Raw genomic sequence first — 25442 nt, 5'->3', positions numbered from 1 at the left:
TCGTCGCCCGTCATGCGATCACGGAGCCGATGACGACCGTTGATGGACCAAAATGTATCGCAACTTGTATTGACAATAAATGCCAAATTGGGCGTTATTGATAGGTACAATGTTGTGATTGCTTTTGTGTCAGATCGAACCGTGCGGCGGGCCGCCGGACATCAGGAGGCAGCGTGGATTTCGCGTTAACCGATCGTCAGCGTGAGCTCGTGGAGGCCGCGCGTGAGGCCTATCGCCGCGTGCTCGAACCCTATGCCGCGGATGGCAGCGTCGAGGGCGTCCGGGCGCTGCGGCGGGTCATGGCCGAGCAGGGCCTCCTCGGTCTCAACATGCCGGCGGAGCTTGGCGGCGTCGGGCTGCCGCTCCTTGACACCCTGCTGGTGATCCAGGCGCTGCATGCCTGCTCGCCGCTTTGTGGCGGCCTGGCGCACCGCACCTCGACCGGCGCCTGCGGCGCGATCGAGGCCTACGGCACGGCGGAGCAGCGCGAGAAATACATTCGCGGCATCTGTTCGGGCGAGATCGGCATTTCCATCGGCATGACCGAGCCGGAGGCGGGCTCGGCGGCGACCGCCATGCGGACACGCGCGGAAATCGTCGGTGACGAGGTCGTCATCAACGGCTCGAAGCAGTTCGTCAGCGCCGTCAACGTCAACGACTACACGGTGCTCTATTGCCGCTTCGGCACGACCGGGCGGGCGTCCGACATCGGCGCCGTGATCGTGCCGCACGACGCGCCGGGCTTCCAGCATTCGAAGGGCACCGTCAACATGGCGGACGAACTGCTGTTCGAGCTCTATTTCGACGATTGCCGGGTGCCGAAATCGAACATCCTGCTCGACGGCAATGCCTTCGGGAAACTGATCAGCGTCTATAACGCCGAGCGGCTCGGCAGCATCTCCCGCATGCTGGGTTCGGCACAGGCGTCATACGAATATGCCCTCGACTATTCCCAACAGCGGCGTCAGTTCAACCGGGAGATCTGCGATTTCCAGGGCATCCAGTGGATGCTCGCGGACATGCGGGTCAAGCTCGACGCGGCGCAGTTGCTGACTTACCGGGCCGCCGCGACGGCCCAGGCGACCGGGCTGCCGGAAGCGCTCGAAACCTCGATCGCCAAGGTCTTCGTCGCGAAGGCGGCCAAGGAGATCTGCGACGACGCGATCCAGATCCTCGGGGCGAACGGCTACACCAAGGAATATCCGCTGGCGCACCGCTACGCCGAGGTCCGCGGCGGCTCGATTTACGGCGGCACCATGCAGATTCACAAGAACATGATCGCGGCGCGGATCCTCGATCGAAAGATCAGCCAGTGGAAGAAGGATTGAGCGTGCGTCATGACTGAGATCGACCGTTCGCTTATCGGTTCGGAATTCGGCCCCTACACGGTCGAGGTGGAGAAGGGGGCGATCCGCAAGTTTGCCGAGGCGATCGGCGATCCGAACCCGGTATACCGCGACGCTGCGGCCGCACAGGCGCAGGGTTACGCCGGGATCATCGCGCCGCCGACCTTCCCGGTTACCTTCTATCCGCCCGAGGAACCGGTCTGGACGCGCGATCTCGACCGCCGGCGGATCCTGGCCGGCGAGCAGCATTTCACCTATTCGCGCCCGGTCGTGGCCGGCGATGTGCTGACCTGCCGGGTGATCTTCCGCGATGTCCAGGAAAAGTCGGGCAAGTCGGGCCGGATGGAGATCCTGCACCAGGAGATCCGTGGCGAGGATGCCGACGGCAAGCATGTCTTCTCCATCGCGCGGAGCACCGTCTATCGTGAGGCGGGCAACGAACTGAAGAAATGACGCGGTCCGTCGCCGGCGCTTCGGGGCCGGACGGATCGGAAAATTGTTCCCATTGTTTGACTTGCAATGGGCACAATATCGATGCAAAGGTCGGACCTGACAGTTTGACCCGGTTGCGGCGTGCAGGGCAGACCCATTCGGCGGCTGCTGCCGCCTGGGTCTTCGCGGACGTCGGGCCGGAAGGGGCATGAGGGAAGCTATGATCGGACTGACAGCCTTCGGCGGCTATATCCCGCGACTGCGCTTGTCGCGGAAAAGCATCGCAGAGGCCAACGGCTGGATACAGCCGGGACTGCGCGGGCTTGCCAAGGGCGAGCGCAGCATCTGCAACTGGGACGAGGACGCCGTGACGCTCGCGGTCGAGGCCGCCCGCGACTGCCTGTCGTGCGAGAGCGGCGGGCCGCTCGCCGCGATCTACCTCGGCTCGACCACGCTGCCCTTCGCGGATCGCCAGAACGCGGGGATCGTCGCCGCGGCGCTCGACCTGGACGAGGATCTTTCGACGATCGACATCACCTCGTCGCAACGGGCGGGAACAGCCGCGCTGGTCGCCGCGCTCGATGCCGGCGGAACGACCGGGAACATCCTTGTCGTCGCGAGCGAAACCCGGCGCACGCGGGCCGCGGCCCAGCAGGAGATGATCTTCGGGGACGGCGCCGCGGCCTTCACGGTCGGCACTGACGACGTTGTTGCCGAGCTCCTGGCGCGTCATTCCACGTCGGTCGACTTCGTCGATCACTATCGGGGACAGAACAGGGACTTCGACTACAACTGGGAAGAGCGCTGGATCCGCGACGAGGGCTATCTGAAGATCATGCCGCGGGCGATCTCGGCGGCGCTGGAGAAGGCCGGGATCGACGGTGGCGCGGTCGATGTCCTGATCGCGCCCGCGACACTGAAACGGGTGCCCGAGAAGATCGCGCAGATGACCGGGATCGCCCCGGAGAAGCTCGCGGACCCGCTTGACGGCGCCGTCGGCATGACCGGCTGTGCCCATCCGCTCGTGCTGCTGTCGCGCGCGCTCGAGGATGCCGCGCCCGGCCAGGTGCTGGTCGTCGCTTCGTTCGGGCAGGGCTGCGACGTCCTGGTCTTCCGGGCCACCGAACGGATCGCCGACCGCAAGCCGGCAAACGGCGTTACCGGCTATCTGGCGCGGCGGCGGGAAGAGACGAACTACAACAAGTTCATGTCGTTCAACGAACTGGTCGACCGGGAAAAGGGGATGCGTGCCGAACTGGACAACCAGACGGCGCTGACCCAGCTCTACCGGCGCCGGGACATGCTGTTCGGCCTCGTCGGCGGCGAGTGCGATGCCTGCGGCACGCACCAGTTCCCGCGCTCGCGCGTTTGCGTCAACCCGAACTGCAACAAGACGAACACGCAGAAGCCGTTCCGCTTCGCGGATGTGCCGGCAAAGATCATGACCTGGTCGGCGGACCACCTGACCTATTGCCCGGATCCGCCGCTTCACTACGGCATGATCCAGTTCGACGGTGGCGGCCGGTTTCTCGCGAATTTCACGGACGCCGATGTCGGAGGCGTCGCGGTCGGACAGGACGTCCGCATGATGTTCCGGATCAAGGACTTCGACAATCAGCGCGGGTTCCGGCGCTATTTCTGGAAAGCCGCGCCAGTGCAGGCGGGCGAGGGGGCGATCGATGGCTAGCGGTATCAAGGACAAAGTCGCAATCATCGGCATGGGCTGCTCGAAATTCGGCGAGCGCTGGGATTGCGACTCGGAAGACCTCATGGTCGAGGCCTTCGAGGAATGCATCGCCGATGCCGGGATCGACTACAAGGAGATCCAGGCGGCATGGCTGGCGACGGCCATCGAGGAGATCCATGTCGGCAAGGGCGGCATCCCGCTTTCCGTCGCCCTGCGATTGCCGTTCATCCCGGTGACCCGGGTCGAGAATTTCTGCGCCAGCGGATCCGAAGCGCTGCGCGGCGCGGTCTATGCCGTTGCCTCGGGCGCCTGCGATATCGCCCTGGCGCTTGGCGTGGAGAAGCTCAAGGATACCGGTTACGGCGGCCTGCCGCAGCGCAGCCGGGGCACGCTCAACTCGATGTGGTGGGCGAACTACTCGGCGCCGGGCTCCTTCGCCCAGCTCGCGACCGCCTACAGCACCAAGCACGGCATCGACCCGGCCGAGCTCAAGCGGGCGATGGCGCACATCTCGGTGAAAAGCCACGCCAACGGGGCCAAGAACCCGAAGGCCCATCTTCGCAACAAGATCACCGAGGAACAGGTGCTGCGCGCGCCGACGGTTGCCGAGCCTCTCGGCATCTTCGATTGCTGCGGCGTCAGCGATGGCGCCGCCTGCGCCATCGTCACCACGCCCGAGATCGCCAAGGCGCTCGGCAAGAAGGACATGATCACCGTCAAGGCGCTGCAGCTCTCGGTTTCGAACGGTACCGAGGCCGGCCACAATTCCTGGGACGGCAGCCATTTCATGACGGCACGGATCGCGAGCAAGCGGGCTTACGAGGAGGCGGGCATCCGCAATCCCCGGAAGGAGATCGATCTCGCGGAGGTGCATGACTGCTTCTCGGTGACCGAACTGGTCACCATGGAAGACCTCTACCTGTCGCCCGAGGGCGGTGCCGTGAAGGACGTGCTCGACGGCTTCTATGATTCCGACGGCGACCTGCCCTGCCAGATCGACGGCGGCCTGAAATGTTTCGGACACCCGATCGGGTCTTCCGGCCTGCGCATGGTCTACGAGCTCTATCTGCAGATGCTCGGGCGGGCCGATCAGCGCCAGGTCGAGAGCCCGAAACTGGGCCTGACACACAATCTGGGCGGTGCGCCGCACCAGAATGTCTGCTCGGTCGCGATCATCGGCCGGATGGGCGTCTAGTCCGCGGACAGACGGAACGGGGCGCCGTCGCGCACGGCGCCCGTTTCGTCACCGTTATGCCATCCGTTGCGGCCTCGACGGTCGAACGGCCGGTGCCGCCCGTCCCGCGTGGCGTCAGATGACGGCCAGGCGCGGGCTGGGCTTTTCCTCGGCGATCCGGCGGAGAATGCGCAGACCGTCGAGCAGCACGTTGACGCTCGCCTGCGGGTTCAGGGATATCCTGACCGCGCGCGGCGGCTCCGTCGAACCGATATGGAAATGTTCGGCGCGCGCGACCGAAACGCCGGATTTCTGAGCCGTCTCGGCGAATTCCGCCGACGTCCAGTGCCCGGGCAACTGCAGCCAGGAGAAGAAAGCCGCCGGGTGGCTGCGCAGATCCAGGCCGCCCAGTTCCTCCCGGGCCATCACGTGGCGGCGCGCCAGTTCGCGGGTGTTCTGTTCGGCGATGGCCGCGGCGCCGCCCCCCATGATCAGCAGCGACGCCGCTTCCAGGGTCAAAGGCGACATCGCGAGCGCGAGCGAGTGAAGCGTGTTCGACAGTTGTTCGGCGAGCTTCGGCGGCGCCGCCATGAAGCCCACGCGAAGGGCCGGGCTGACGCATTTGGACAGGCTGGTGATGTAGATCGTCCGTTCGGGCGCAAGGGTCGCGATCGGCATGGGGCGATCGGTCAGGCCGGCGGCGGCGACATCGTCCTCGATCAGGATGAGATCGTTGGCCCGGGCCACCGCGGCGATCTTTTCGCGCCGCTTCTCGGACATCGAATGACCGGTCGGGTTCTGAACCGTCGGCTGGATATAGACGATCATGCCGCCGGATGTCTTGGCGGCCTCGTCGAGGGCTTCCGGGATCATGCCCTCGGCATCCATCTCGACCCCTTCCAGTTCGAGGTTCTGAAGTGCCGCGAGGGACTTGAAGCCCGAATAGGTCACCTGCTCGGTGAGGACCGGACCGCCAAGGCCGGAAAGGGCAAAGAGCGCCGTCAGGATCGCCTGCTGTCCGCCGTTGCAGGCGATGACCTGTTCGGGCGGCACGTCGAGGCCGCTGCGCTTGATCCAGGTGGCGCCGGCCGTCCGGTGGGTGATGTAGCCGGCTGGCGGCGGATAGTCGATGAGCGGCAGCAGGACCGTGTGATCGGCGACATCGGCGATGACGCCGGAGATCGTTTCGGGAATCTCGTCGACGGGAATGCGGTAGCACGCCAGGTCGATCATGCCGGGTTTGCGTTCGGGGATGTAATTGCCGAATGTGCTCTTGCCTGCGTGGCCGCGCACGAAGGTGCCGCGGCCGACTTCGCCCGAGACCAGCTCGCGTTTCTTGGCCACCATGTAGGCGCGCCCCACCGTCCCGACGGTAACGCCGAGCTTTTCGGCCAGGTCCCGTTGCGGCGGCAGTTGCGCCCCGGCCGGAAGTTCGCCGTTGTTGATGGATTCCGCGATCGCGCTCGCCAGGGCAAGATATCGCGGTCCGCCGATCGTCGAGATGTCAGGTACCCACATGACTCGGTCAAGGCTCAATAGAGGTTCCTCCATATGCGGTGCTATTGTAACTACCGCAATCTCGATAAATTATAACCACCTTGATTGTGACATTGCGCCCTAATTGAAACCGCCATATGATGTGACAACGAAGGGCGAGGGACGCAAGAATACTCTGTAACCCTAGCTAAACTCGGGAAATATATCAGAAACCGAGAAAATGGGCAATCTTCTGCAATGTGTCGTCATCGAGATGGCGAGTCGTTCGTACGGAAGAGGTGCAAATTTCGCGGGCCGGGCCGAATGCGCGTATCGCGTGCATCTTTCGCGCCCTGCGCCTCGCGCCCTCGTGTAAACAGCGCTTTTGCCTTCGAATGTCAAGGTTGGCTCCGTCGGTGAAAGCGTGTCGGTTGCCGGGCTGAACGCCGAAGCTCGATTTCGCCGGCCCGTTCCGGATGTGCCGCGAAACGATGAACGTACAGTCGTTCGATTTGCTGAAGCGCGTCCCGGCCGACCCAGGAGTATTGGCAAGGGCCTGAGGGGCAGCGTCGTGAATCCGTTCCGAGATCTGACATACGCGGAGAGCATCTCACTTGTCGCCGAGCGTTACGGCGACCGTGAGGCGGTCGTCTTTCGCGACGAGCGCTACTCGTTTGCCGATGTGAAGGTCCAGGTCGACCGGGCGTCGGCACGCTTCGCCTCGCTGGGGCTGCGGCCGGATGACAAGGTCGCGATCCTGTTGCCGAACCGGCCTGAATTCATCTGGTACTGGCTGGGCGCCTCGCAGATGGGCCTGGTCGCCGTCATGCTCAATACCCGTCTCCGGAAGGATGAACTCGCCTACCAGCTGGCGCAGTCGGACAGCCGGGCGGTCATCGTGCCGGGCGACGGTGCGTTTCGCGATGTTCTCGGCGAATTGAGCGAACTGGCGCCCGCCCTTCTGACCGGAGAGCCCGGCAAGCTCGGCAGCGAACAATTGCCCGAACTCGCCTATGTGATCGCCGTCGACCCGTTCGATGAGCGGTATTCGGGCGCTCTCGACTGGTCGAAGCCCGGTCCGGCCGATTTGCCGATGCCGCCGATGGAACGCGACGGCAGCAAACCCGGAAGCATCGTCTACAGTTCCGGGACCACGGCCCTGCCCAAGGGCGCGATGATCACCCACTGCGTCTGGCGGAAGGCCTGGGATATCGGCGATCGCGTCGATCTCACCGAGGACGACGTCCTTTACATGGCGATTCCGCTGTTCGGCTCCATGGCGACGCTTAACGGCGTGCTGCCGTATCTCGTTCGTGGCGCCCGGCAGGTGATCGGCGAGCAGTTCGATGCCGGCGCCTGTCTCCGCGCGATCGAGAAGGAGAAGGTCACCGGCATCCATCTGCTCGCGCTCTCCGTCGATCAGCTGATCAGGCATCCGGATTTCGACAAGTATGACCGGTCGTCGCTGCGGATCTCCTACACGCTCTCGATCGATCCGGCGGTCCTCGACGCCGTCGCCGACGTCATCGGCGTTCCCGGCGTGATGACCGGCTACGGACTGACCGAAACCACCACGGTGGCGACGCGCAACCGCTGGGACGATCCGCGCGATATTCGCCACACGACTCAGGGTTGGGCGCTGCCCGATGTCGAGATCAAGATCGTCGACAGCGAGACGCTCGACGAACTGCCGCCCGACAGTCCGGGCGAGATCTGGGTGCGCGGCTATTGCACGATGGCTGGATACTACAAGAAGCCGGCGGAAACCGCCGCCTGCCTGAGGGACGACGGCTGGTTCCGGACCGGCGATCTCGGGCAACTGGACGCGACCGGCCGGGTCCGCCTTTTCGGGCGCCTGGGCGACGGTTACAAGTCGCGCGGCTTCAACGTTTTCCCGGAGGAGATCGAGCAGGTCGTCAACCGCCATCCGGCGGTCGCCGCGTCGTCGGTCGTCGGTGTGCCCGATCCGCTGGCCGACATGATCGGCGCGGTGTTCGTCATCCTGAAGGATGGCGCCGGTCTGACCGCGGACGAACTGATCGCCTTCCTGAAGCCGAAGCTGGCCGGCTTCAAGATGCCGGGCCATGTCTTCTTCGTCGATACGTTCCCGCTGACCTCGGGCACCGGGAAAGTGCAGAAGTTCAGACTGCGCGAAATGGCGGCCGAACGTCTCGGCCTGCCGGCGCCGGTCGGCCGGAACAAACAACAGACCCAGCGCGCCGGCGCATGAACGTCCTCGGCGACGCCATGTCGGGCCGCGATGTCTGACGCCCCGGCCCTTTCCGATCCGCCGAGTCTGGCGCAGGCCGCGCCGGTTGCCGTCCGCGATTATGTCGCGACGTCATTGCTTCTTCTCTGCGTTTCCCTGACGACCGTCGGCCTGTTGTGGAAACTTCCTGTCGCGACAACCGCGGCCACGCTTGCGCTTGGCGCCTTCGCCGCCTTCGAATTCGTCCGCGTGCCCCGGCTGCATCTGATGACGGGGGCGATTCTCGGTACGGTCGGTCTCCTGGCGGTGTTTCCATCGGGCGACTACCTCGCCGTCGTGAAACGCGCCGCCGAGGGGACCCTGATCTTCGGCGCATTGTTCGCGTCGGTCGCCTTTCTTCAGTATCCGGCCGTCAACAGCCCGTCGATCCGGGCAGCGCGCGAGTTCGTCGTCAACCAGCCCGCTGGCCGGCGCTACGCGACCTTGACCTTCGCGGCGCATTTTTTCGGCGCAGTGACGAATTTCGCGACGCTCAGCCTGCTCTCGACCTTCCTGATCGGACAGAAGGACCAGGAGGCCCGCGAGCGCATGGCCTGCGCGATGATCCGCGGCTTCGCGCTCGCCGCCTTCTGGTCGCCGCTCTTCGTCGCCATTGCCGTGGTCATGTACGTGTTGCCGCAACTCGGATGGCTTGAACTGGCGGTCCCGGGAATGCCTCTCGCTTTCCTGCTGCTCGGCTATGGCTGGCTGTTCGACCGGGTCATGAACCGTCCGGGCCGGGACAGCAAGGGCGCCGCCGCCGGTCCGACGCCGGCCGCCGTGCCGGCGAGGAGGCTCGAAGGCCCGGTCATCGCGCGGATCGGGTTCCTGGCCTTTGTCATCGTCGGCCTGATCCTGATCGCGTCGGAGAGCTTGTCGATCTCGACGCCGATCGCGCTGTTCCTTGTTCTGCCGCTCATCTCGATCGTCTGGCAGTGGCTCCTGGTCCGTTCGGCGTCCGGTGGCACCATGTCCCGCATGGCGGACAGAGTGATCGTGAACGTCTGCAATCTCCGCGCCGAGATCGTGCTTTTCTTCTCAGCGAATTTTCTCGGCTATGCCCTGGCGACGGCGATCGACCCGGAGATGGTAGCCACGTTGCTGCTGGATCTCGGCATTGTCGGCTGGCTGGCGATCTACCTGCTGCTGGCGGTGATGCTGGTCTGCACGATGCTAATGATCCATCCGCTGGTGCTGATCGTGCTGCTCGGGCAGGTCTTTCCGGGCGAGGCGATCGGCGTTCACGATGTCAGCCTGGGGCTGTGCATGGGGCTGCTCTGGGGCGTCGGGACCGCCTCGACGCCGACGTCCGGACTGACGCTTTTCATGAGCCGGATTCTGGAGCGCTCGCCCTGGTATGTTTCGTGGCGCCTGAACGGGCTCTATTCGTTCGGCGGCCTGATCGTCGGCGCGGCCTATATCTCGGTGCTCAACCGCTGGCTCCTGTGAGGCGGGCAGGGCGGCGTCCGGACGCCTTCGTCGCGCCCGGCGCCGCGCCCTATTTCGCGCTCCGCGGCGGAATGTCCCTGGTACGGCTGTAGACAAGCGTGATCGCTAGGTAGACCGCTGCCATGTAGGCGAAAACGAGACGATAACCGGCCACCGACCCGGTGACGGTCGGGTCGTCGGTGACCGCGTCGATCAGGCTGCCTGTCAGGTACTGGTTCAAGAACACGCCGGATATCGAGAACAGGTTGACGAGGGATACGACCCGGTTGGCGTACTCCGGCGGAAACATCACCTGGCTGTGCACGAGAACGACGACGAAGAAAGGCGCTACCACGGTGATGACGAGGAAGAGCGTCGCGGACAGCCAGACGCTGGAATAGCCGAATAGGGCCACTGACAGAAATCCCGCGGAGATCAGCCCCGTTGCGGCGAGGATCACGTTGCGCCGCGTGTTGAAGAAGCGTTCGATCGGGCCGTAGAACAACATCCCGAAATTCGAGCCGAGCACCATCATGAGCAGGATGTAGCTGCGGTCGATGGCGCCGATCTGGTGCACGTCCTTGAAAAAGGGCCCGGCCCAGAGGCCGATCAGAACCTGCAGCGGGCTGTAGAGGAACGGCGCGATCATCAGCGCCGGCCAGATCCGGCGATCCTTGAGCACGACCCAGAGCCCGAGGACGCTGCCGATCAGCGTCTTCTGCGGCGCTGCCACGTCCGGGACGTCGTCATCGGGCGAATCGCGGACGACGACGAAGGTGAAGATCGTCGCGACAAGGGTGATGCCGCCGAGGACCAGAAAGACGGAACGCCAGTCGAAGACCTCGATCAGCCAGGCCAGCGGGAACGTCGCGAGCAGCGCCCCGGTGCCGCCGAAGAACAGGAAACGGCCGGTAACGGTGCCGATGAGTTCGGGTGTCGTCCAGCGGACGAAGACGGAATAGGAGCCGAGCATCGAGGTCGCGAAACCCACGCCGAGAAGCGCGCGGCCGATCAGCACCAGAAACCAGCTCTCTGCCAGGCCGATCAGGAAGCAGCCGACGACCGCGGCCAGCGCCATTGTCGGCAGCACGCGACGGGTCCCATAACGGTCCAGCAGAACGCCCGACGGAACCTGCAGCAGGCCCTGGACGATGAACATCCCGCCGATGACGAGGCCGACCTGGGCGGCGCTCAGCACGAATTCCTCTACGAATACCGGCGACAGCACGGCGCCGGCGCTGCGGTGAAACTGGCCGAGCGAGAACAGGACGCAAAGCACGATGAACATCGTCACGAACTGGCTGCTGCGGAGCGGCGATACAGCCTGCTTCGTGGATTTTTGAGGCTCGGTGAGCAAGATCAGGTCTTCCGTACGCGTATTTGGATGATTACAATATTGACATCAATTGCTACAATGAACGAGTCATTAGATGAGAATCGCTACGATAATTGGGTCGCAGGAGCCTGAGGCGTGACATTCCGGGGCGATGCCGGCGAGGCCGGCGATCACGTTGTTTTGCAGGACGAGGGCGCCGGCGCGAACTCTTCGCCGCTGTCGCCGATCGGCGATGTCATCGCCGACATCCGGCAGGGTCGGATGGTCATCCTGATTGACGACGAAGACCGCGAGAATGAAGGCGATTTCATCATCGCCGCCGAGTTCGCCGATGCCGCCGCGATCAATTTCATGGCGCGCCACGGGCGCGGACTGATTTGCCTGTCGCTGACCAGCCAGCGGGTCGCCGAGTTGGCCCTGCCGCCCATGTCGCCCAATTCGGGCGGTCGATACGGCACCGCTTTCACGGCGTCGATCGAGGCGCGCGAGGGTGTCACGACCGGTATCTCGGCGGCTGACCGGGCGCGTACCATCTCGGTCGCGATCGATCCGACAAAGGGGCGGAACGACCTGGCGAGGCCAGGCCATGTCTTCCCGCTTCAGGCGCGGGACGGCGGCGTTCTGGTTCGCGCCGGCCATACCGAGGCGGCGGTCGACCTCGCGCGGCTGGCGGGGCTCGTGCCGGCCGGCGTGATCTGCGAGATCATGAACGATGACGGAACGATGGCGCGCCTGCCGGACCTGATCAAGGTTGCCGAGCGACATGGCCTGAAGATCGCCTCGATCGCGAATCTCATCGCCTATCGGCGGCGCAACGAGAAGCTGATCAGGCGGGTTGTCGAGCGCGAGGTGGACAGCCGGCACGGCGGCCGTTTCAAGCTGGTGGTCTATCTCAACAGCGTCGATGGCGTCGAGCATGTCGCGCTGATCAAGGGCGATCCCGATCCTGCCCGCCCGACCCATGTGCGCGTCCATGCGGTCAACCTGTTCGACGATATCGTGGGTGACCTATCCTACGAGAACGGCGGCGAACTCTACCGGGCGATGGAGAGAATCGGCGAGATCGGCTGCGGTGTGATTGTCCTGATCCGCGAAGCGCACAACCACAGCCCGTCGGAGGTGCTTGGGCAGCGCGAGACAATGCTGCAGAAAAGCGGCAGCAATCTGCGCGACTACGGCACCGGGGCGCAGATTCTCGCCGACCTTGACGTGCGGGAAATGGTGCTGTTGACGAACAGCAGCCGGACAATTGCCGGGCTTGAGGGATACGGACTGACGGTCGTCGGCCGCGAAGCCATATGAACCCCGATCCTGTGGCTGCCGGGCTTGCCTCGGTCAAATGATCCTATTTGAGGCGTGACATTGCATACAAATAGTGTTGCAATATAGGGGTACATTATGCGCCGGATTCGGTAATCACCCCGAGTGTCGGTCGCGTGCGTCAGGGTGATAGAAAAAGTAACGGATGAGGCAACGTGATGGGTAATCGGTTCGCGGGCAGGACAGCGGTGGTGACCGGTGGCGGTGGGGGTATCGGTCGGGAGACCGCGGCGACGTTCGCACGTGATGGCGCCAATGTGGCGATCCTCGATCTCGACATCGCGACCGCGCAGGCGGCGGCGGAGGCGATCGCCGCCGAGCATGGCGTGAAGGCCATGGCCTTCGAGTGCGATGTCGCCGATCCGGCCCGGGTCGACGCGACGTTCGACGAGATCGTCAAGCAACTCGGCGGCCTCGACATCCTCGTCAACAACGCCGGCGTTACCCGGGACAACCTCATCTTCAAGATGCAGGAAGATGACTGGGACACGGTCATGAACGTCCATCTGCGCGGCGCCTTCGTCTGCTCGCGCGCGGCGCAGCGGGTCATGGTCGACAACGCCTATGGCAAGATCGTCAATATCTCCTCGACCTCGGCGCTCGGCAATCGCGGCCAGGTCAATTACTCGACGGCGAAGGCCGGTCTCCAGGGCTTCACCCGGACACTCGCGCTCGAACTCGGTCGCTACAACATCAACGTCAACTGCGTCGCGCCGGGTTTCATCGACACGGAGATGACCCGCGCCTCGGCACGCCGGCGCGGCTTCGACCCGGAGGACTTCAAGGCGGAGCGCGCCAAGAACATCGCGGTCAGGCGGGTTGGCAAGCCGGAAGACGTCGCCAATGTCGTCGCCTTCCTGTGCAGCGACGAGGCCGGATTCGTCAGCGGCCAGATCGTCTACGTCAGTGGCGGCCCGGAAACGCGCCGCTAGGCGAGCGGGCTGAGAGGAGAGACCGAACCGTGTCGACCGACTGGCGTACGAAGACCTTCTGGGATGCCCTGAAATGGGGCGCAGGCGAGCATGGAGAGCGGACCGCGATCGTTGCCGGTGAGCAACGGTTGAGTTTCGCCGATCTTGCCGCCCGCGCGAGGGCGATGGCACGGGGCATGATCGAACTGGGGGTTCGTCCGGGCGATAATGTCGCGCTTTGGGCACCCGACTGCCTGGAATGGCTGATCGCACGCTGGGCGATCCCCGCCATGGGGGCGACGCTGGTACCGGTGAATACCCGTTTCCGGGACGAGGAAATCGGCTTCATTCTCTCGCAGAGCCGGGCCACGACGCTGATCATGTCGGCCGGCATCGCAACGGTCGACTACTATGACATCCTCGGCAAGGTCGATCCCGACCATGCCGGGTATGTGCGTAACGGCTGGCAGAGCGAGGTTCTGCCTGATCTGAAGCGGGTCATCGGCTTCGGCGACCGTATTCCGGAGAGCGTCACCCCCTTCGAATCCGTCGAGGAACTCGGAAGCGTGCTGGGCGAGCGGGATTCGGTTTTCGAAACGATCGCCGGCCGGGTCGCGCCCGACGATATCGCGCAGATCATGTACACCTCCGGCACGACGTCGTTCCCGAAGGGCGCCCAGGTGCGCCATTCGGCGCTGCTGCAGAACAACTTCAATACCATCGCGCGGATGGGCCTCGGACCAGACGACCGCTACCTGGCGTCGGTTTCGCTGTTCAGCGCGACCGGAACGTCGTTCACGCTGTCTCCCTTTCTCGCCGGCGGCGCCATCGTTCTCATGGGCGATGGCTTCGACGCCGCGCGCTTCTGCGAGACGGTGGAAGCCGAGAAAATCACGATGAGCTTCTATGTCGAGCCCATCGTGCGGGATCTCCGGAATTTCGCCTCGCGCGACCGTTACGACCTTTCGACCCTGCGCACCGGCACGGGAGCGCCGCTCAGGCGGGATTCGTTCCAGTGGCTGGTCGACTATCTCGGCGTGGCGCATCTGACGAACGTCTACGGGCTTTCGGAGACGTCGAATGCCGTTTGCCGGAGCTTCTGGAGCGATCCGATCGATGTGCGTATCGAGACCTGCGGCCTGCCGATGCCCGAGGTCCGGATCCGCATCGCCGACGCCGATACCGACGCCGAACTCGACATCGACACGATGGGCGAAATCCAGGTCAACGCCTACACGGTGACGCCCGGCTACTACAACCTGCCCGAGGAGACGGCCGCCTCGCGCACCGCCGACGGCTGGCTCAAGACCGGCGATATCGGCGTCATCCGGGACGACGGGCGGCTGATGTTTCGCGGCCGCATCAAGGAAATGATCAAGCCCGGCGGTTTCAATGTGGCGACCCTTGAGGTCGAGAATTTCATCAAGAATTTCCCCGGAATCCGCGAGGTCGCCGTGGTCGGCGTGCCGGACGACCGCATGGGGGAGGTGGCCTATGCCTTCGTCGAGGTCGAGCCGGGCGCGACGGTCGACGGGGATGCGGTGATCCAGCACTGCCGGGCGCATATCGCCAGCTACAAGGTGCCCCGCTTCGTCGATTTCATCGACGAATGGCCGATCACCGGCAGCGGCAAGATCAAGAAGCTCGCGCTCAAGGACCGCGCCACCCGGGAAAGCCAGACCGGCTAGTTCGGCGGCCTTCAGAGAAACATCGTCTGCAATTGCAGTATCCAGGGAGAAGACAATGATCGACCCGGTCGAGGCGCTGAACAGTGCGCCGATCCAGGAACTTCATCGGATGTCCGTCGAGGAGTTCCGTCCGCGCGGCCGCAAGTACGACGAGAATGCGGACATGCCGGACGAGAATATCCAGCAGCTGTTCGAAGGCGGCTGGCTGACGACCACGCTCTCGAAGGAGCGGGGCGGCAAGGGCTCCAATCTCGATACCGACGATCCCGCGACCTACCTGCAGGCGATTCGCGTCATTGCCCGCGGCTGCAGCGGCACGGCGCATTGCTGCCAGGTCCAGAACCACGTCGTCTGGGCGATGGACCTGATGGCGACCGACGACCAGCGCAAGCGGTACCTGGAACCGATGATGGAGAAGCCCTTCCTGAGCTCCTTCGTCGGTTCCGAGGCCAAGCGCCGGCACATGTACAAGATGAACACGACGGCGACGCCGACCGATGGCGGGTTCATCGTTCGCGGCGAGAAGAATTACGCCACGAACGGCCCGACGATGGCGTTCGCGATCATCTTCGCCGCGATCGCCGGGGTCGAGGACTACCTGGACAACCACCAGATGATTCTCGTCAGGCCCGACATGAAGGGCGTGAGCATCGATCTGGACTGGTATCGGCCGGCCGGTATGCGGACGGCATCGAGCCCGATCATCACCCTCGACGACGTGTTCATCGAACAGAAGGATGTGTTCGGCGGGCCGGGCGCGTTCCCGCGGAGCCGGTTGCAGGGCAAGTTCCACCTGGGGTTCGCGGCGAACTATCTCGGCACCGCGGAAGGCATGTTCGACTGGTACATCGATTATGTCGGCGGCAGGGGCAAGGGCAGCGACGGCATCATCCAGCTTCGGACCGGTGAAATGAGCATCGCGCTCAAGGCCGCGGAAGCGCTGTTCCACGATGCGATCCGGGCCTGGAAGACCAAGAGCGTCGTCGAGGCGGAGTTGCTGTCGATCGCCGCGAAATCGATGGCCGCCCAAGTCGCCTTCGAGAATTCCCACAAGATCATTCACGCGGCCGGCTCGACGGCGATGTTCGACGAGTTCCCGCTCAGCCGCTACATCCGGGATCTGGAAACCCACGTGCTGCACGCCGGTCACGACCGCTCGGCGCAGATCCTCGGCCAGGCGGCGTTCGGCGAGGGCTTCGATTCAACCTTGCAGCGATAGGGAGGGCCTGCGCGATGACATCCGGGCAAACCGAAAGGCGCAGTTTCGAGGCGGTCAATGTCGGCGATCGTTTCGAGTTCTCCAAGCCGCCGGTGACGACGATGCAGCTCGCGATGTATGCGGGCGCATCGGGCGACTTCAACCGCATTCATTATGATCACCATTTCTCGATCGAGGCCGGCCTGGGCGGCGTGATCGCCCACGGCATGCTGACGATGGGCATGCTGGCCCAGGCGGTGACCGAATGGGCCGGGCCGGGCGCCCTGGTCAGGGACATACGCAGTCGCTTCCTGTCCCCGGTCAGGCCAGGGGATGTGGTCGTGTTCAAGGGCAACATCACCGAGAAGAACGGATCCCCCGTCAACGGGGACTGCCGGCTGGAACTCGACGGCTATGTCGTCGACAGGCTTGTCATCCGGGGGGCGGCCACCGTCCGACTGCCGGCCGCCTGATATCCGTCATCTGACCTCACGAACGGCCGCAAGATCAATGTTTTGCCGGCCTGAACGGAGATTCGTCATGAAGAAAGTCCTGGTCGCCAATCGTGGCGAGATCGCCTGCCGCATCATGCGAAGCTGCCGGGAGGCGGGCATCGCGACGGTGGCGGTCTATTCCGAAGCCGACGCCTCGGCCCTGCATGTCGCGTCGGCGGACGAGGCCGTCCTGGTTGGCGAGGCGCCGGCGGCGAAAAGCTATCTCGATGTCGATGCGATCCTGAACGCAGCGGCGCGGACAGGGGCCAGCGCGATCCATCCGGGCTATGGATTCCTGTCGGAGAACGCGGCCTTCGCCGAAGCGGTCGAGGCGGCCGGCCTGGTCTGGATCGGCCCGGCGCCGGAGACCATCCGCAAGATGGGCGACAAGGAACGGGCGCGCTGGATCGCGCATGCGGCCGGCGTTGCCGTGCTGCCGGCCAGCGAGCCGTTCGACGGCGGCGACATGGACGCGCTGCTCGGCGCCGCGGCCGGGATCGGCTTTCCGCTTCTCGTGAAGGCGGCGAATGGCGGCGGCGGCATCGGCATGCGGCGGGTCGACGATCCCGCCAAGCTCGCGGCCGCCGTGAACGCCACGCACGGGCAGGCGGAGCGGCTGTTCGGCGACGGCAAGGTCTATCTCGAACGGTTCATTCGCCGGGCCCGGCATGTCGAGGTCCAGGTCTTCGGCACCGGCGACGGCCGGGCGCAGGCTTTCTGGGAACGGGACTGCTCGGTGCAGCGGCGTTTCCAGAAGGTGATCGAGGAGGCGCCCGCCGCCGGCTTGTCCGAGGCGCGGCGCGTGGCCATGTGCGAGGCCGCGGCGGCATTGGCCCGGGCGGAGAACTATCGTGGCGCCGGCACGGTCGAGTTCATCGTCGACGATGACAGCGGCGATTTCTATTTCCTGGAGATGAATACCCGGATCCAGGTCGAACATGGCGTGACCGAGATGATCCTCGGTATCGATCTGGTCGCCCGCCAGCTCGCCCTGGCATTCGGTGAGACCTCCGACGCGCTGCTGGAGTCGCAGGCGCCGAACGGCGTCGCCATCGAGGCGCGGCTCTACGCCGAGCGGCCGGAGAAGGGCTTCCTGCCCCAGCCGGGGACGCTTGAGACGCTGGTCCTGCCGACGGAGATGGCCGGCGTGCGGGTCGACAGCGGCGTCCGCCAGGGCGACGCGGTCAGCCCCTATTACGATCCGATGATCGCCAAGGTGATCGCCTACGGCGCCGACCGTGCGGCCGCGATCGCGAAACTCGAGGCCGCCTTGCGGGCGACGCGGATCGAGGGGCTGTCGAGCAACCTCGGCTTTCTCCTGAATATCCTCGGCCACGCGGACTATCGGGCCGGCGCGGTCTGCACGAATTTCGTGGAGACCAACTTGGGCGAACTCGTCCGGGCGCGCGTGGACGCCTAGGCGGCGTTCCCGAGGATGAGCTGGCTGGCCTTCTCGCCGGTCATGATCGCCGGCGCGTTGGTGTTGCCGGACGGCAGGGTCGGGAAGATAGAGGCATCGGCGACGCGGATGCCGTCCAGTCCATGCACCCGCAACGTCGGATCGACCACCGAATCCGCCGGGTCGGGGCCCATCCGGCAACTGCCCGCCGGGTGAAACACGGTGACGCCGTGGGCGCGCGCATGGGCGAGCAGGGCCTCGTCGTCGTCGCCGTGCGGGCGGGGTTCGATCTCCTCCGCTATCAGCCGTTGCATCGTCGGTGTCGCCGCCAGCCGGCGCAGGAATCGGAGGCCCTCCAGAACCTCCTGCCGGTCATGCTCGGTGGCCAGGTAGCCCGGGCGGATCTCCGGGCTCTCTGCGGGGTCGGCCGAGCGGAGCCGAAGCAGCCCCCGGCTCGTCGGCCGGCAGGCCGAGACGCTGATATTGAAGGCCGGGTAGGGATCCGGGTTCATCAGCGGCCGCGTCCCCGGCGGCGCCTTGAGATAGCTGAGCGGCGAGAAATAGACCTGGACGTTGGGCCGGGCCAGACCGGGCCGGCTGCGGATGAAGCCGCCCGCCTGGTTCAGGCTGAGCGCCAGCGGGCCGCCCCGGGTCAGCAGGTAGCGCGATCCGGCCCAGTATTTGCCCCACCAGGGATGGAGCTGGTTGTTGAGCGTCGGCACGGTCGAACGGTAGATCAGGCCGACGTCGAAATGGTCCTGCAGATGGCGGCCGACCGCCGGGCTGTCGAGCAGCGGTTCGATCCCGAGCGAACGCAGTTCGTCCGCCGGGCCGACGCCGGACAGCAGCAGCAGCTTCGGCGTGTTCACCGCACCGGCGGCGAGAATGATCTCGGCGCCTGCCCGGGCGTGCTCGGTCCGCCCCCGCCGGACATATTCGATGCCGCTTGCCCGGCGTCCGTCGAACAGGATCCGCGTCGCCTCGGCCCCGGTCACGATATGCAGGTTCGCCCGACGCCGCGCCGGCCAGAGATAGGCGCGCGAGGCCGACATCCGCATGCCGTCCTTGACGGTGATGTGAAAGGTGCCGACGCCTTCCTGGCTGGCGCCGTTGAAGTCCGGATTGCGGCTGAGGCCGGCTTCCTCGCAGGCGGCGAGGAAGTGCTCGCAGATCGGGTGCAGTTCGGTCGTCGGCGCCTTGATGTGGAGCGGGCCGGCGCCGCCGTGATAGTCGCTCTCGCCCCAGGCGTGGCTTTCCATGCGCTTGTAGAGCGGCAGCACGTCGTCCCATCCCCAGCCCCGGTTCCCGGCCGCCTTCCAGTCCTCGAAATCCTCGGCCTGGCCGCGGATATAGACCATGGCATTGATCGAGCTGGACCCGCCGAGCACCTTGCCGCGTGGCCAGTAGCTCGCCCGGCCGGCGAGTTCCGGCACCGGCTCTGTCATGTACATCCAGTTGACGCGGGGGTCGTAGAACGACTTGCCGTAGCCGACCGGGACCTGGATCCAGAAGCGACGATCGTCGGGACCGGCCTCCAGCAGCAGCACCTTGTTGCGGCCGCTCTCGGTCAGCCGGGCGGCCAGTACCGATCCCGCCGAGCCGGCGCCGACGATGATGTAGTCGTATCGTGCCATCTGCGGCCTATTCGCTCGACCGGTCCCGCTGGATCAGGATGGATATGAGTGCGAGCAGGCCGGAGCCGACGATCAGGAAGAAGGAGACCGCGTTCAGCACCGGTGTCGAGCCGACCTTGGCCATGCGGTCGAACATCGTGATGGTGAGCGGCGATTCCGATCCGACCAGGAACAGCGTCGTATTGAAGTTCTCGAACGAGACCAGGAAGGCCACGATCCCGGCCGCGATCATCGCCGGGCGCAGGAAGGGCAGGGTGATCGTCATCAGCACGCGCGCCCGGCTCGCCCCGAGGTTGAGCGCGGCCTCTTCCATCGCCCCGTCGAACTTCTTCAGCCGGGCGATGATCACCAGCGTCGTGATGGTGGTGATGAAGGAGAACTGGCCGAGCACGACGAGCAGGATGCCCGGCCGCATGAATTCCAGCTCGATCCCGTAGCTTTCCTCGATCCCGTTGGCGATCGAGCTGACGAAGACCAGGATCGAGATGCCGAGAATGACGCCCGGAATAACGAGCGGGACGATCATCATGATGTAGAAGAAATTCTTCGCCGGGAACTCGCGCCGCGTGAACAGGAAGGCGTTGCAGGTGCCGACGAAGACCGACAGCCCGGACACCGCGGTCGCGATGATGAAGGAATAATAGAGGCCGCGCAGCAGGCGGCGGTCGTGGAACATGCCGAGCTTCGGTTCGGTGTCGTTGAAGAACCAGTCGAAGGTGAAGCCTTGCCAGGGGAGGGCCGGGAACAGCGAGTCGTTGAACGCGAAGGTGCCGGCCGCGACCAGCGGCGCCGCGAGGAAGATGAAGAAGGCGAGCACGTAAAGGCGGTAGCCGAGCAGCATCCCCCAGTTCTTTTCCTGATCGAGCATCCGGCCGCCCCCCTCAGTTCCGCGCGACCGTGCCGGCCAGCGTCTGGCCTGAGAGCTTCAGGCCGAGCCAGACGACGAACGAGGTGAAAGCGAGCAGCAGGAAGCCGAACGCGGCTCCGGATTCCCAGTTGTAGCGGGTGATGAACTGCTCGTAGATCGTCTCGGTGAACCAGCTCGAATTCTTGCCGCCGAGCAGGATCGGCGTCAGGTAGCTGCCGGCGGTCAGCATGAAGACGATGATGCAGCCGGAAATGATGCCCGGCATGGCATAGGGAACGATGATCCGCCGGAGCACCGTCCAGCCATTGCCGCCGAGGTTGTAGCCCGCCTCGATCATCGCGTTGTCCATGCCGTCCAGCGTCGAGACCAACGGCACGATCATGAACAGGATCACCGTGTAGACCAGGCCGATCACCACCGTGATGTCGTTGTAGAGCATCTCGACCGGGGCATCGACGAGGCCCAGCCACAGCAGCGTGCTCGACACCACCCCGGTCTCGCGGAGCAGCAGGATCCAGCCAAAGGCGCGGATCAAGTCGCTGACCCAGAGCGGGATCAGGCAAACCAGGAACAGCGCCCCGCGCGAGCGGCGGCCGGCGATCTTGGCGATGTAATAGGCGATCGGGAAGCCGGCGATCAGCGCCAGCGCGGTGACCAGCAGCGACATCGAGCCGGTGCGGAACAGGATGTTCCAGTAGATCGGCTCCATGGCGAAGTCGATGAAGTTGCCGAAGCCGAATTCATAGACCCGCGGCCCGACCTTCTCGCGCAGCGCCAGGACGCCCATGCCGATATGGGGCAGGATGATGAGCAGCAGGATCCAGAGCGCGAACGGCATGAACAGCAGGATCAGCGAGAGCCGCTTGAAATCCGCCTGGTTCATCGCGGGGCCGTGCCGACCGCGAAGCAGAGTGCCTGGTCGGGCGACCAAGACAGGCGGACCGTCTCGCCGGGACGGATGTCCTCCGGTCCGCCGGTCAGCGTGATGTCGGCCTCGATCGGTTCTCCCTGCGGTGGCCGGACGAGGGCGCGGCTGTTGGCGCCGTTGAACAGCAGGCTGTCGACGATCCCCTCGAGACCGTCGTCACCCGCCCCGTCGTTCGCCGCGTCCTGCCCGTTGCGGGCGCTGGTGCGGATGAATTCCGGGCGGACGAAGATCTCGACCGCATCGCCGGGACGAAAGGTCTGGCCGGACCCGGGCGTGCAGGTGAGGGTCAGGCCGGCGCTCGTCTCGACCCGGGCGCGGCCGTCGCGGGCCTCGGCGACCCGGCCGTTCCAGCGGTTGGCATCGCCGACGAACCCGGCCACGAAGGCGCTTGCCGGCTTGTGATAGAGCTGTTGGGGCGTGCCGATCTGTTCGAAGCGGCCCGAGTTCATCACCGCGACATGGTCGGACATGACGAGCGCTTCGGACTGGTCATGGGTGATGTAGACGAAGGTCGTGTTGAACTGGTGCTGCAGCAGTTTCAGCTCGATCTTCATGGCCTCGCGCAGCTTCAGGTCGAGCGCGCCGAGCGGTTCGTCGAGCAGCAGCACATCGGGATCGAGTACCATGCAGCGGGCAATCGCGATGCGCTGCTTCTGGCCGCCGGAAAGCTGGTGGATCTCGCGTTCGCCGACGTCGGGAAGGGCGATCCGTTCCAGCACGTCCTTCACCTTGGTCGCGATCTCGGCCTTTCCGGCGCCGGCGCAGCGCAGGCCGTAGGCGATATTCTCGTAGACGTTCATCATCGGGAACAGCGCGAGGTGCTGGAACACCATCTTCACGTTCCGCCGGTTGGGCGGCGTGCCGAGCACGGACATGCCCTTGATCCGGATGTCGCCGGCGGTCGGGTTCTCGAATCCGGCGATCATCCGCATCAGCGTCGTCTTCCCGCAGCCCGAAGGGCCGAGGATCGAGAAGAAGGAGCCGCTCGGGATTTCGAACGAGACGTCATCGACCGCGCGCACCGGGCCGAAGGTCTTCGATACATTGCTGCATTCGAGATCGAAGTCAGGCTTGGAGGTCATGGGCTGGTCCGTCGATAGGGCAGGGATCCCCGAAACGGCGAGAATGCCGCCCCGACCGGGGCCGGGGCGGCATTCCGCGTTCTCGATGCCGGAAGATCAACCGCCGGTCGCGGCCTTGATCTTCTCTAGCGCCTTGCCTTCCATGTCCTCAACACCCGGAGGAATGTTAGCGAAGAACTGCAGGTTCGCGATGTCGGCGTCGGTGAACGCGGCATTGATAGCCGCCTTCTTTTCCTCCGGCATCAGGTCCTTGCCGCCCTTGATCGCGGCAATGGCGCCTGTGCTGGCGGACATCAGCTTCACGATTTCCGGCTGCAGGACGAAGTTGATCCACTTGTAGGCGGCGTCGTCGGCCTTGCCCTTGCGCGGCAGGGTGAAGGTGTCGATCCACGCGAGCGCGCCAGTCTTGGGCGGCACGAACACGATGTTCGGGTTCTCGCCGTAGAGCTTGTAGGCGGTCGAGTCCCAGGTCTCGGACGCGACCACTTCACCAGACAGCATCAGCGCGGACAGGTCGTCGCCGCCCTTCCAGTAGGCCTTGATGTTGTCCTTGCAGGTGATCAGCTTGTCGACCACCTTGTCGAGGATCTTCTGGTAGCGGTCGAGGTCGGAATAGGCCTCGAACGGGTTCTCGCCCATCGAGAAGGCGGTGCCGAGCAGGATCGTGCGCTTCAGGCGCATCGAGGTCTTGCCCTTGTAGGCCGGATCGCAGAGATCGCCCCAGCCGCTGACATCCGGCGCCTTCGACTTGTCCGCCATCAGGCCGGACGTGCCCCACTGGTGCGGTACGGAATAGACCTTGCCGTCGATGGTCGTGTTGGCCTTGACGCCGTCCAGCAGCTTCTCCTGCATGACCGAGGTATCGATCTTCGACAGGTCGAGCGGCTTGTAGATGTCGTACTCGAGCTGGGCGGCATAGACCCGGTCGTGGCTCGGCTGGGCGAGGTCGAAGCCGGCGCCGCCGGTCGCGCGCAGCTTGGCGATCATTTCCTCGTTGTTGGAGAAGGTCACCTCGACGTCGATGTCGGGATACTTCTCCTCGAACATTTTGATCACTTCCTCTGGGGCGTAGGAACCCCAGGTCAGCAACCGCAGCGTTTCCGCCTGCGCCGCGGTTGCCGCGGTAAGCATGGTTGCAGCCAGGAGTGCCCCGGCCAGTGTCCCTATTCTCATTGTTACCTCCCGCTTCTGACCGGTCGTCCGGACGGACAGGCCGGCATTCTTTGAATGAAAGAAGCCTACGGTCTTATTGGACTGTGAAATATATCCATTAACGACATTTCAGTCAGACCAATGGCCGGGCCAGTTCTGGCAGGTCCGCGAGCTTCCTGACGCCGCGCCGGATATCGTCCGGGGTCACGCCGCCAAAGCCGAGGACCAGTCCCTTCCGGCCGCTAGCTGTCGCAGAATAGCGTGACAGCGGGGCGACGATAATGCCTTTTTCCCGCGCCCCTGCGACGATGCGGTCCTCGTCGGCCGCCGCGGGCAGGAATCCGACCGTGTGAAAGCCACTCGAGGTGGGTCGGATGTCGATATGCGGGCGCAGCGACGCCGCGGCCTCGAGCAGGGCGTCGTGCCGGGCCTTGTAGGCCCGCCGCATCAGCCGGATATGGGTCGCGAACAGGCCCTCGTTCATGAAATCGGCGACGATCGCCTGCGTTGCCGTCGGCACGCCGCTCAGCCAGTAGGCGCTGACCTCGGCGAGCGCGCCCACCAGGTTCCTCGGGACCAGGATGAAGCCGAGCCGGAGCGAGGGAAACAGCGATTTCGAGAAGGTCCCGACATAGATCACCCGGTCCCGGGTATCGATGCTCTTCAGCGACGGCTGCGGCTGGTTGCCATAGTAGAACTCGCCGTCGTAGTCGTCCTCGACGATGAGCGCGTCGGCCTCGTCTGCGGCCTGCAGCAGGGCCAGCCGGCGGCGCAGGCTCATCACCTGGCCGAGCGGCTGCTGGTGCGACGGGGTGACGAAGGCGAGGCGGAAGGCGGGTGCCTTGCGCAGCCCGTCGACGACGCTCAGGCCTTCCGCGTCGATGTCGACCGGCACGATCTCGGCGCCGCCGGCGACGAAGGCGTTGCGCGCGCCGATGGCACCGGGATTCTCGAACCAGACGCGCTCGCCGGGATTGAGCAGCAGCGTGCTGATCAGGAAGAAGGCCTGCTGCGCGCCGGCGACGACGAAAAGCTGGTCCGGATCGCACCTAATGCCGCGCGCCGCATTGAGATGGGTGGCGATGGCTTCCCTGAGGCCCTGGTGGCCGGACGGATGGCCGTAGCCCATGACATCGTCGCGACCCGCCCGCCAGTGTCGTGCCGAAAGCCGCGCCCAGTGCGCCATCGGGAAGAGGTCGAGCGCCGGCAGCGCGGTGATGAAGGCCTGCGACTTGTGCGGCAGCCAGGCGCGGGGGGCGAAGCGTTCGCGAGCGTCGGCCGCCGCCTGCGAGAGCGACGGGGCATGGCTTTCGCCGGCGGCCGGGCGCGGCGCGGCCGGGCTTGCCGGGCGACCGGCCAGGGCCTGGCTGACGAAGGTGCCGGCCCCGACCCGGGCGTCGAGCAGCCCTTCCGCGGTCAGCCGGTCGATCGCGTCGATAACGGTTGTCCGCGAGACGCCGATTTCCTTGGCCAGGGTCCGGGTCGCCGGCAGCCGCTCGCCCGGATTGACCCCGCCCGACAGCAGGATGTCCTTGAGCCGCAAGTAAAGCTGGACGCTGATCTTCCGGTCGGCCGCCCGGTCGATCCTGATCGAGGACAGCAACGCCCCTGCGTTCGTCTTCATGGCCTGGTCCCGATATG

20 protein-coding genes are annotated in these 25442 nt (G+C 65.1%); 12 read left to right on the top strand and 8 right to left on the bottom strand.

Annotated features, from left to right (window positions below; genetic code table 11):
- The first annotated feature begins 173 nt into the window (after positions 1-173).
- The 4 genes from OCH7691_RS14275 to OCH7691_RS14260 all read left to right on the top strand — a co-directional run bounded on the left by OCH7691_RS14275 (position 174) and on the right by OCH7691_RS14260 (position 4660).
- Positions 174-1328, top strand: coding sequence for an acyl-CoA dehydrogenase family protein (locus OCH7691_RS14275; RefSeq protein ID WP_085884204.1), 1155 nt, complete (start codon positions 174-176; stop codon positions 1326-1328).
- A 9-nt stretch (positions 1329-1337) separates the two neighbouring features.
- Positions 1338-1799, top strand: coding sequence for an FAS1-like dehydratase domain-containing protein (locus tag OCH7691_RS14270; RefSeq protein WP_085884203.1), 462 nt, complete (start codon positions 1338-1340; stop codon positions 1797-1799).
- Between the two features lie 199 nt (positions 1800-1998).
- A complete protein-coding gene (locus OCH7691_RS14265) occupies positions 1999-3465 on the top strand; it encodes a hydroxymethylglutaryl-CoA synthase family protein (RefSeq protein ID WP_085884202.1) in 1467 nt (488 codons plus the stop codon).
- Positions 3458-4660: an acetyl-CoA acetyltransferase gene (locus OCH7691_RS14260; RefSeq protein WP_085884201.1), complete on the top strand. Its 1203-nt coding sequence runs from the start codon at positions 3458-3460 to the stop codon at positions 4658-4660. Before OCH7691_RS14265 ends, OCH7691_RS14260 begins: the two co-directional genes overlap by 8 nt.
- 114 nt (positions 4661-4774) lie before the next feature.
- Here the strand turns inward: OCH7691_RS14260 and OCH7691_RS14255 are convergent, their stop codons facing one another.
- Entirely contained in the window at positions 4775-6175 is a 1401-nt protein-coding gene (locus OCH7691_RS14255) for an aminotransferase-like domain-containing protein (protein ID WP_176245063.1), read from the bottom strand.
- 511 nt (positions 6176-6686) lie between these two features.
- On the opposite strand from OCH7691_RS14255, the gene OCH7691_RS14250 reads away from it, so the two are divergent.
- Together OCH7691_RS14250 and OCH7691_RS14245 are read left to right on the top strand one after the other, a co-directional pair.
- A complete protein-coding gene (locus OCH7691_RS14250; RefSeq protein ID WP_176245062.1) occupies positions 6687-8345 on the top strand; it encodes a class I adenylate-forming enzyme family protein in 1659 nt (552 codons plus the stop codon).
- A gap of 30 nt (positions 8346-8375) precedes the next feature.
- The gene (locus OCH7691_RS14245; protein ID WP_085884198.1) at positions 8376-9812 is read left to right on the top strand and encodes a hypothetical protein; all 1437 of its coding nucleotides are present in this window, start codon (positions 8376-8378) and stop codon (positions 9810-9812) included.
- Between the two features lie 49 nt (positions 9813-9861).
- On the opposite strand, the gene OCH7691_RS14240 is transcribed toward OCH7691_RS14245, so the two are convergent.
- A complete protein-coding gene (locus OCH7691_RS14240) occupies positions 9862-11148 on the bottom strand; it encodes an MFS transporter (protein ID WP_176245061.1) in 1287 nt (428 codons plus the stop codon).
- Between the two features lie 159 nt (positions 11149-11307).
- Here OCH7691_RS14240 and ribB point away from each other — a divergent pair, with 159 nt between their 5' ends.
- The 6 genes from ribB (at position 11308) to OCH7691_RS14210 (ending at position 18158) form a co-directional block, all read left to right on the top strand.
- Positions 11308-12429, top strand: coding sequence for a 3,4-dihydroxy-2-butanone-4-phosphate synthase (ribB, locus tag OCH7691_RS14235; RefSeq protein ID WP_370853120.1), 1122 nt, complete (start codon positions 11308-11310; stop codon positions 12427-12429).
- A gap of 176 nt (positions 12430-12605) precedes the next feature.
- Positions 12606-13379: a 3-oxoacyl-ACP reductase FabG gene (gene fabG / locus OCH7691_RS14230; RefSeq protein WP_085884195.1), complete on the top strand. Its 774-nt coding sequence runs from the start codon at positions 12606-12608 to the stop codon at positions 13377-13379.
- A 29-nt stretch (positions 13380-13408) separates the two neighbouring features.
- Positions 13409-15046, top strand: coding sequence for a class I adenylate-forming enzyme family protein (locus tag OCH7691_RS14225; RefSeq protein ID WP_176245060.1), 1638 nt, complete (start codon positions 13409-13411; stop codon positions 15044-15046).
- A gap of 55 nt (positions 15047-15101) precedes the next feature.
- Entirely contained in the window at positions 15102-16265 is a 1164-nt protein-coding gene (locus tag OCH7691_RS14220; RefSeq protein WP_085884193.1) for an acyl-CoA dehydrogenase family protein, read from the top strand.
- A 14-nt stretch (positions 16266-16279) separates the two neighbouring features.
- Positions 16280-16717 (top strand): MaoC/PaaZ C-terminal domain-containing protein, encoded by a 438-nt coding sequence (locus OCH7691_RS14215; RefSeq protein WP_085884192.1) that lies wholly within the window; start codon positions 16280-16282, stop codon positions 16715-16717.
- 67 nt (positions 16718-16784) lie between these two features.
- Complete coding sequence (locus OCH7691_RS14210; protein WP_085884191.1) at positions 16785-18158, top strand: acetyl-CoA carboxylase biotin carboxylase subunit; 1374 nt, start codon at positions 16785-16787, stop codon at positions 18156-18158.
- Here the strand turns inward: OCH7691_RS14210 and OCH7691_RS14205 are convergent.
- The 6 genes from OCH7691_RS14205 to pdxR form a co-directional block, all read right to left on the bottom strand.
- Positions 18155-19771 carry a GMC family oxidoreductase gene (locus OCH7691_RS14205; protein ID WP_085884190.1) on the bottom strand — a complete coding sequence of 539 codons (1617 nt, stop codon included), beginning with the start codon at positions 19769-19771 and terminating at the stop codon, positions 18155-18157. The two genes, OCH7691_RS14210 and OCH7691_RS14205, sit on opposite strands and share 4 nt — an antisense overlap.
- Before the next feature lie 7 nt (positions 19772-19778).
- Positions 19779-20639, bottom strand: a complete 861-nt coding sequence (locus OCH7691_RS14200; protein WP_085884189.1) for an ABC transporter permease — start codon at positions 20637-20639, stop codon at positions 19779-19781.
- A 13-nt stretch (positions 20640-20652) separates the two neighbouring features.
- The gene (locus OCH7691_RS14195; protein ID WP_085884188.1) at positions 20653-21522 is read right to left on the bottom strand and encodes an ABC transporter permease; all 870 of its coding nucleotides are present in this window, start codon (positions 21520-21522) and stop codon (positions 20653-20655) included.
- On the bottom strand, positions 21519-22649 hold the full coding sequence (locus OCH7691_RS14190) for an ABC transporter ATP-binding protein (protein WP_085884187.1): 1131 nt from the start codon (positions 22647-22649) through the stop codon (positions 21519-21521). The genes OCH7691_RS14195 and OCH7691_RS14190 overlap by 4 nt, the downstream gene beginning before the upstream one ends.
- Positions 22650-22745: 96 nt before the next feature.
- Positions 22746-23822: an extracellular solute-binding protein gene (locus OCH7691_RS14185; protein WP_085884186.1), complete on the bottom strand. Its 1077-nt coding sequence runs from the start codon at positions 23820-23822 to the stop codon at positions 22746-22748.
- A gap of 112 nt (positions 23823-23934) precedes the next feature.
- Positions 23935-25425: a MocR-like pyridoxine biosynthesis transcription factor PdxR gene (gene pdxR / locus OCH7691_RS14180; protein ID WP_085884185.1), complete on the bottom strand. Its 1491-nt coding sequence runs from the start codon at positions 25423-25425 to the stop codon at positions 23935-23937.
- Positions 25426-25442 lie beyond the last annotated feature (17 nt).

The organism is Oceanibacterium hippocampi, from assembly GCF_900172325.1.
GTDB classification, from domain to species: domain Bacteria; phylum Pseudomonadota; class Alphaproteobacteria; order Sneathiellales; family Sneathiellaceae; genus Oceanibacterium; species Oceanibacterium hippocampi.
The sequence above is the reverse complement of the archived record's forward strand: the minus strand, read 5'-3'. Positions and strand labels throughout refer to the sequence as shown.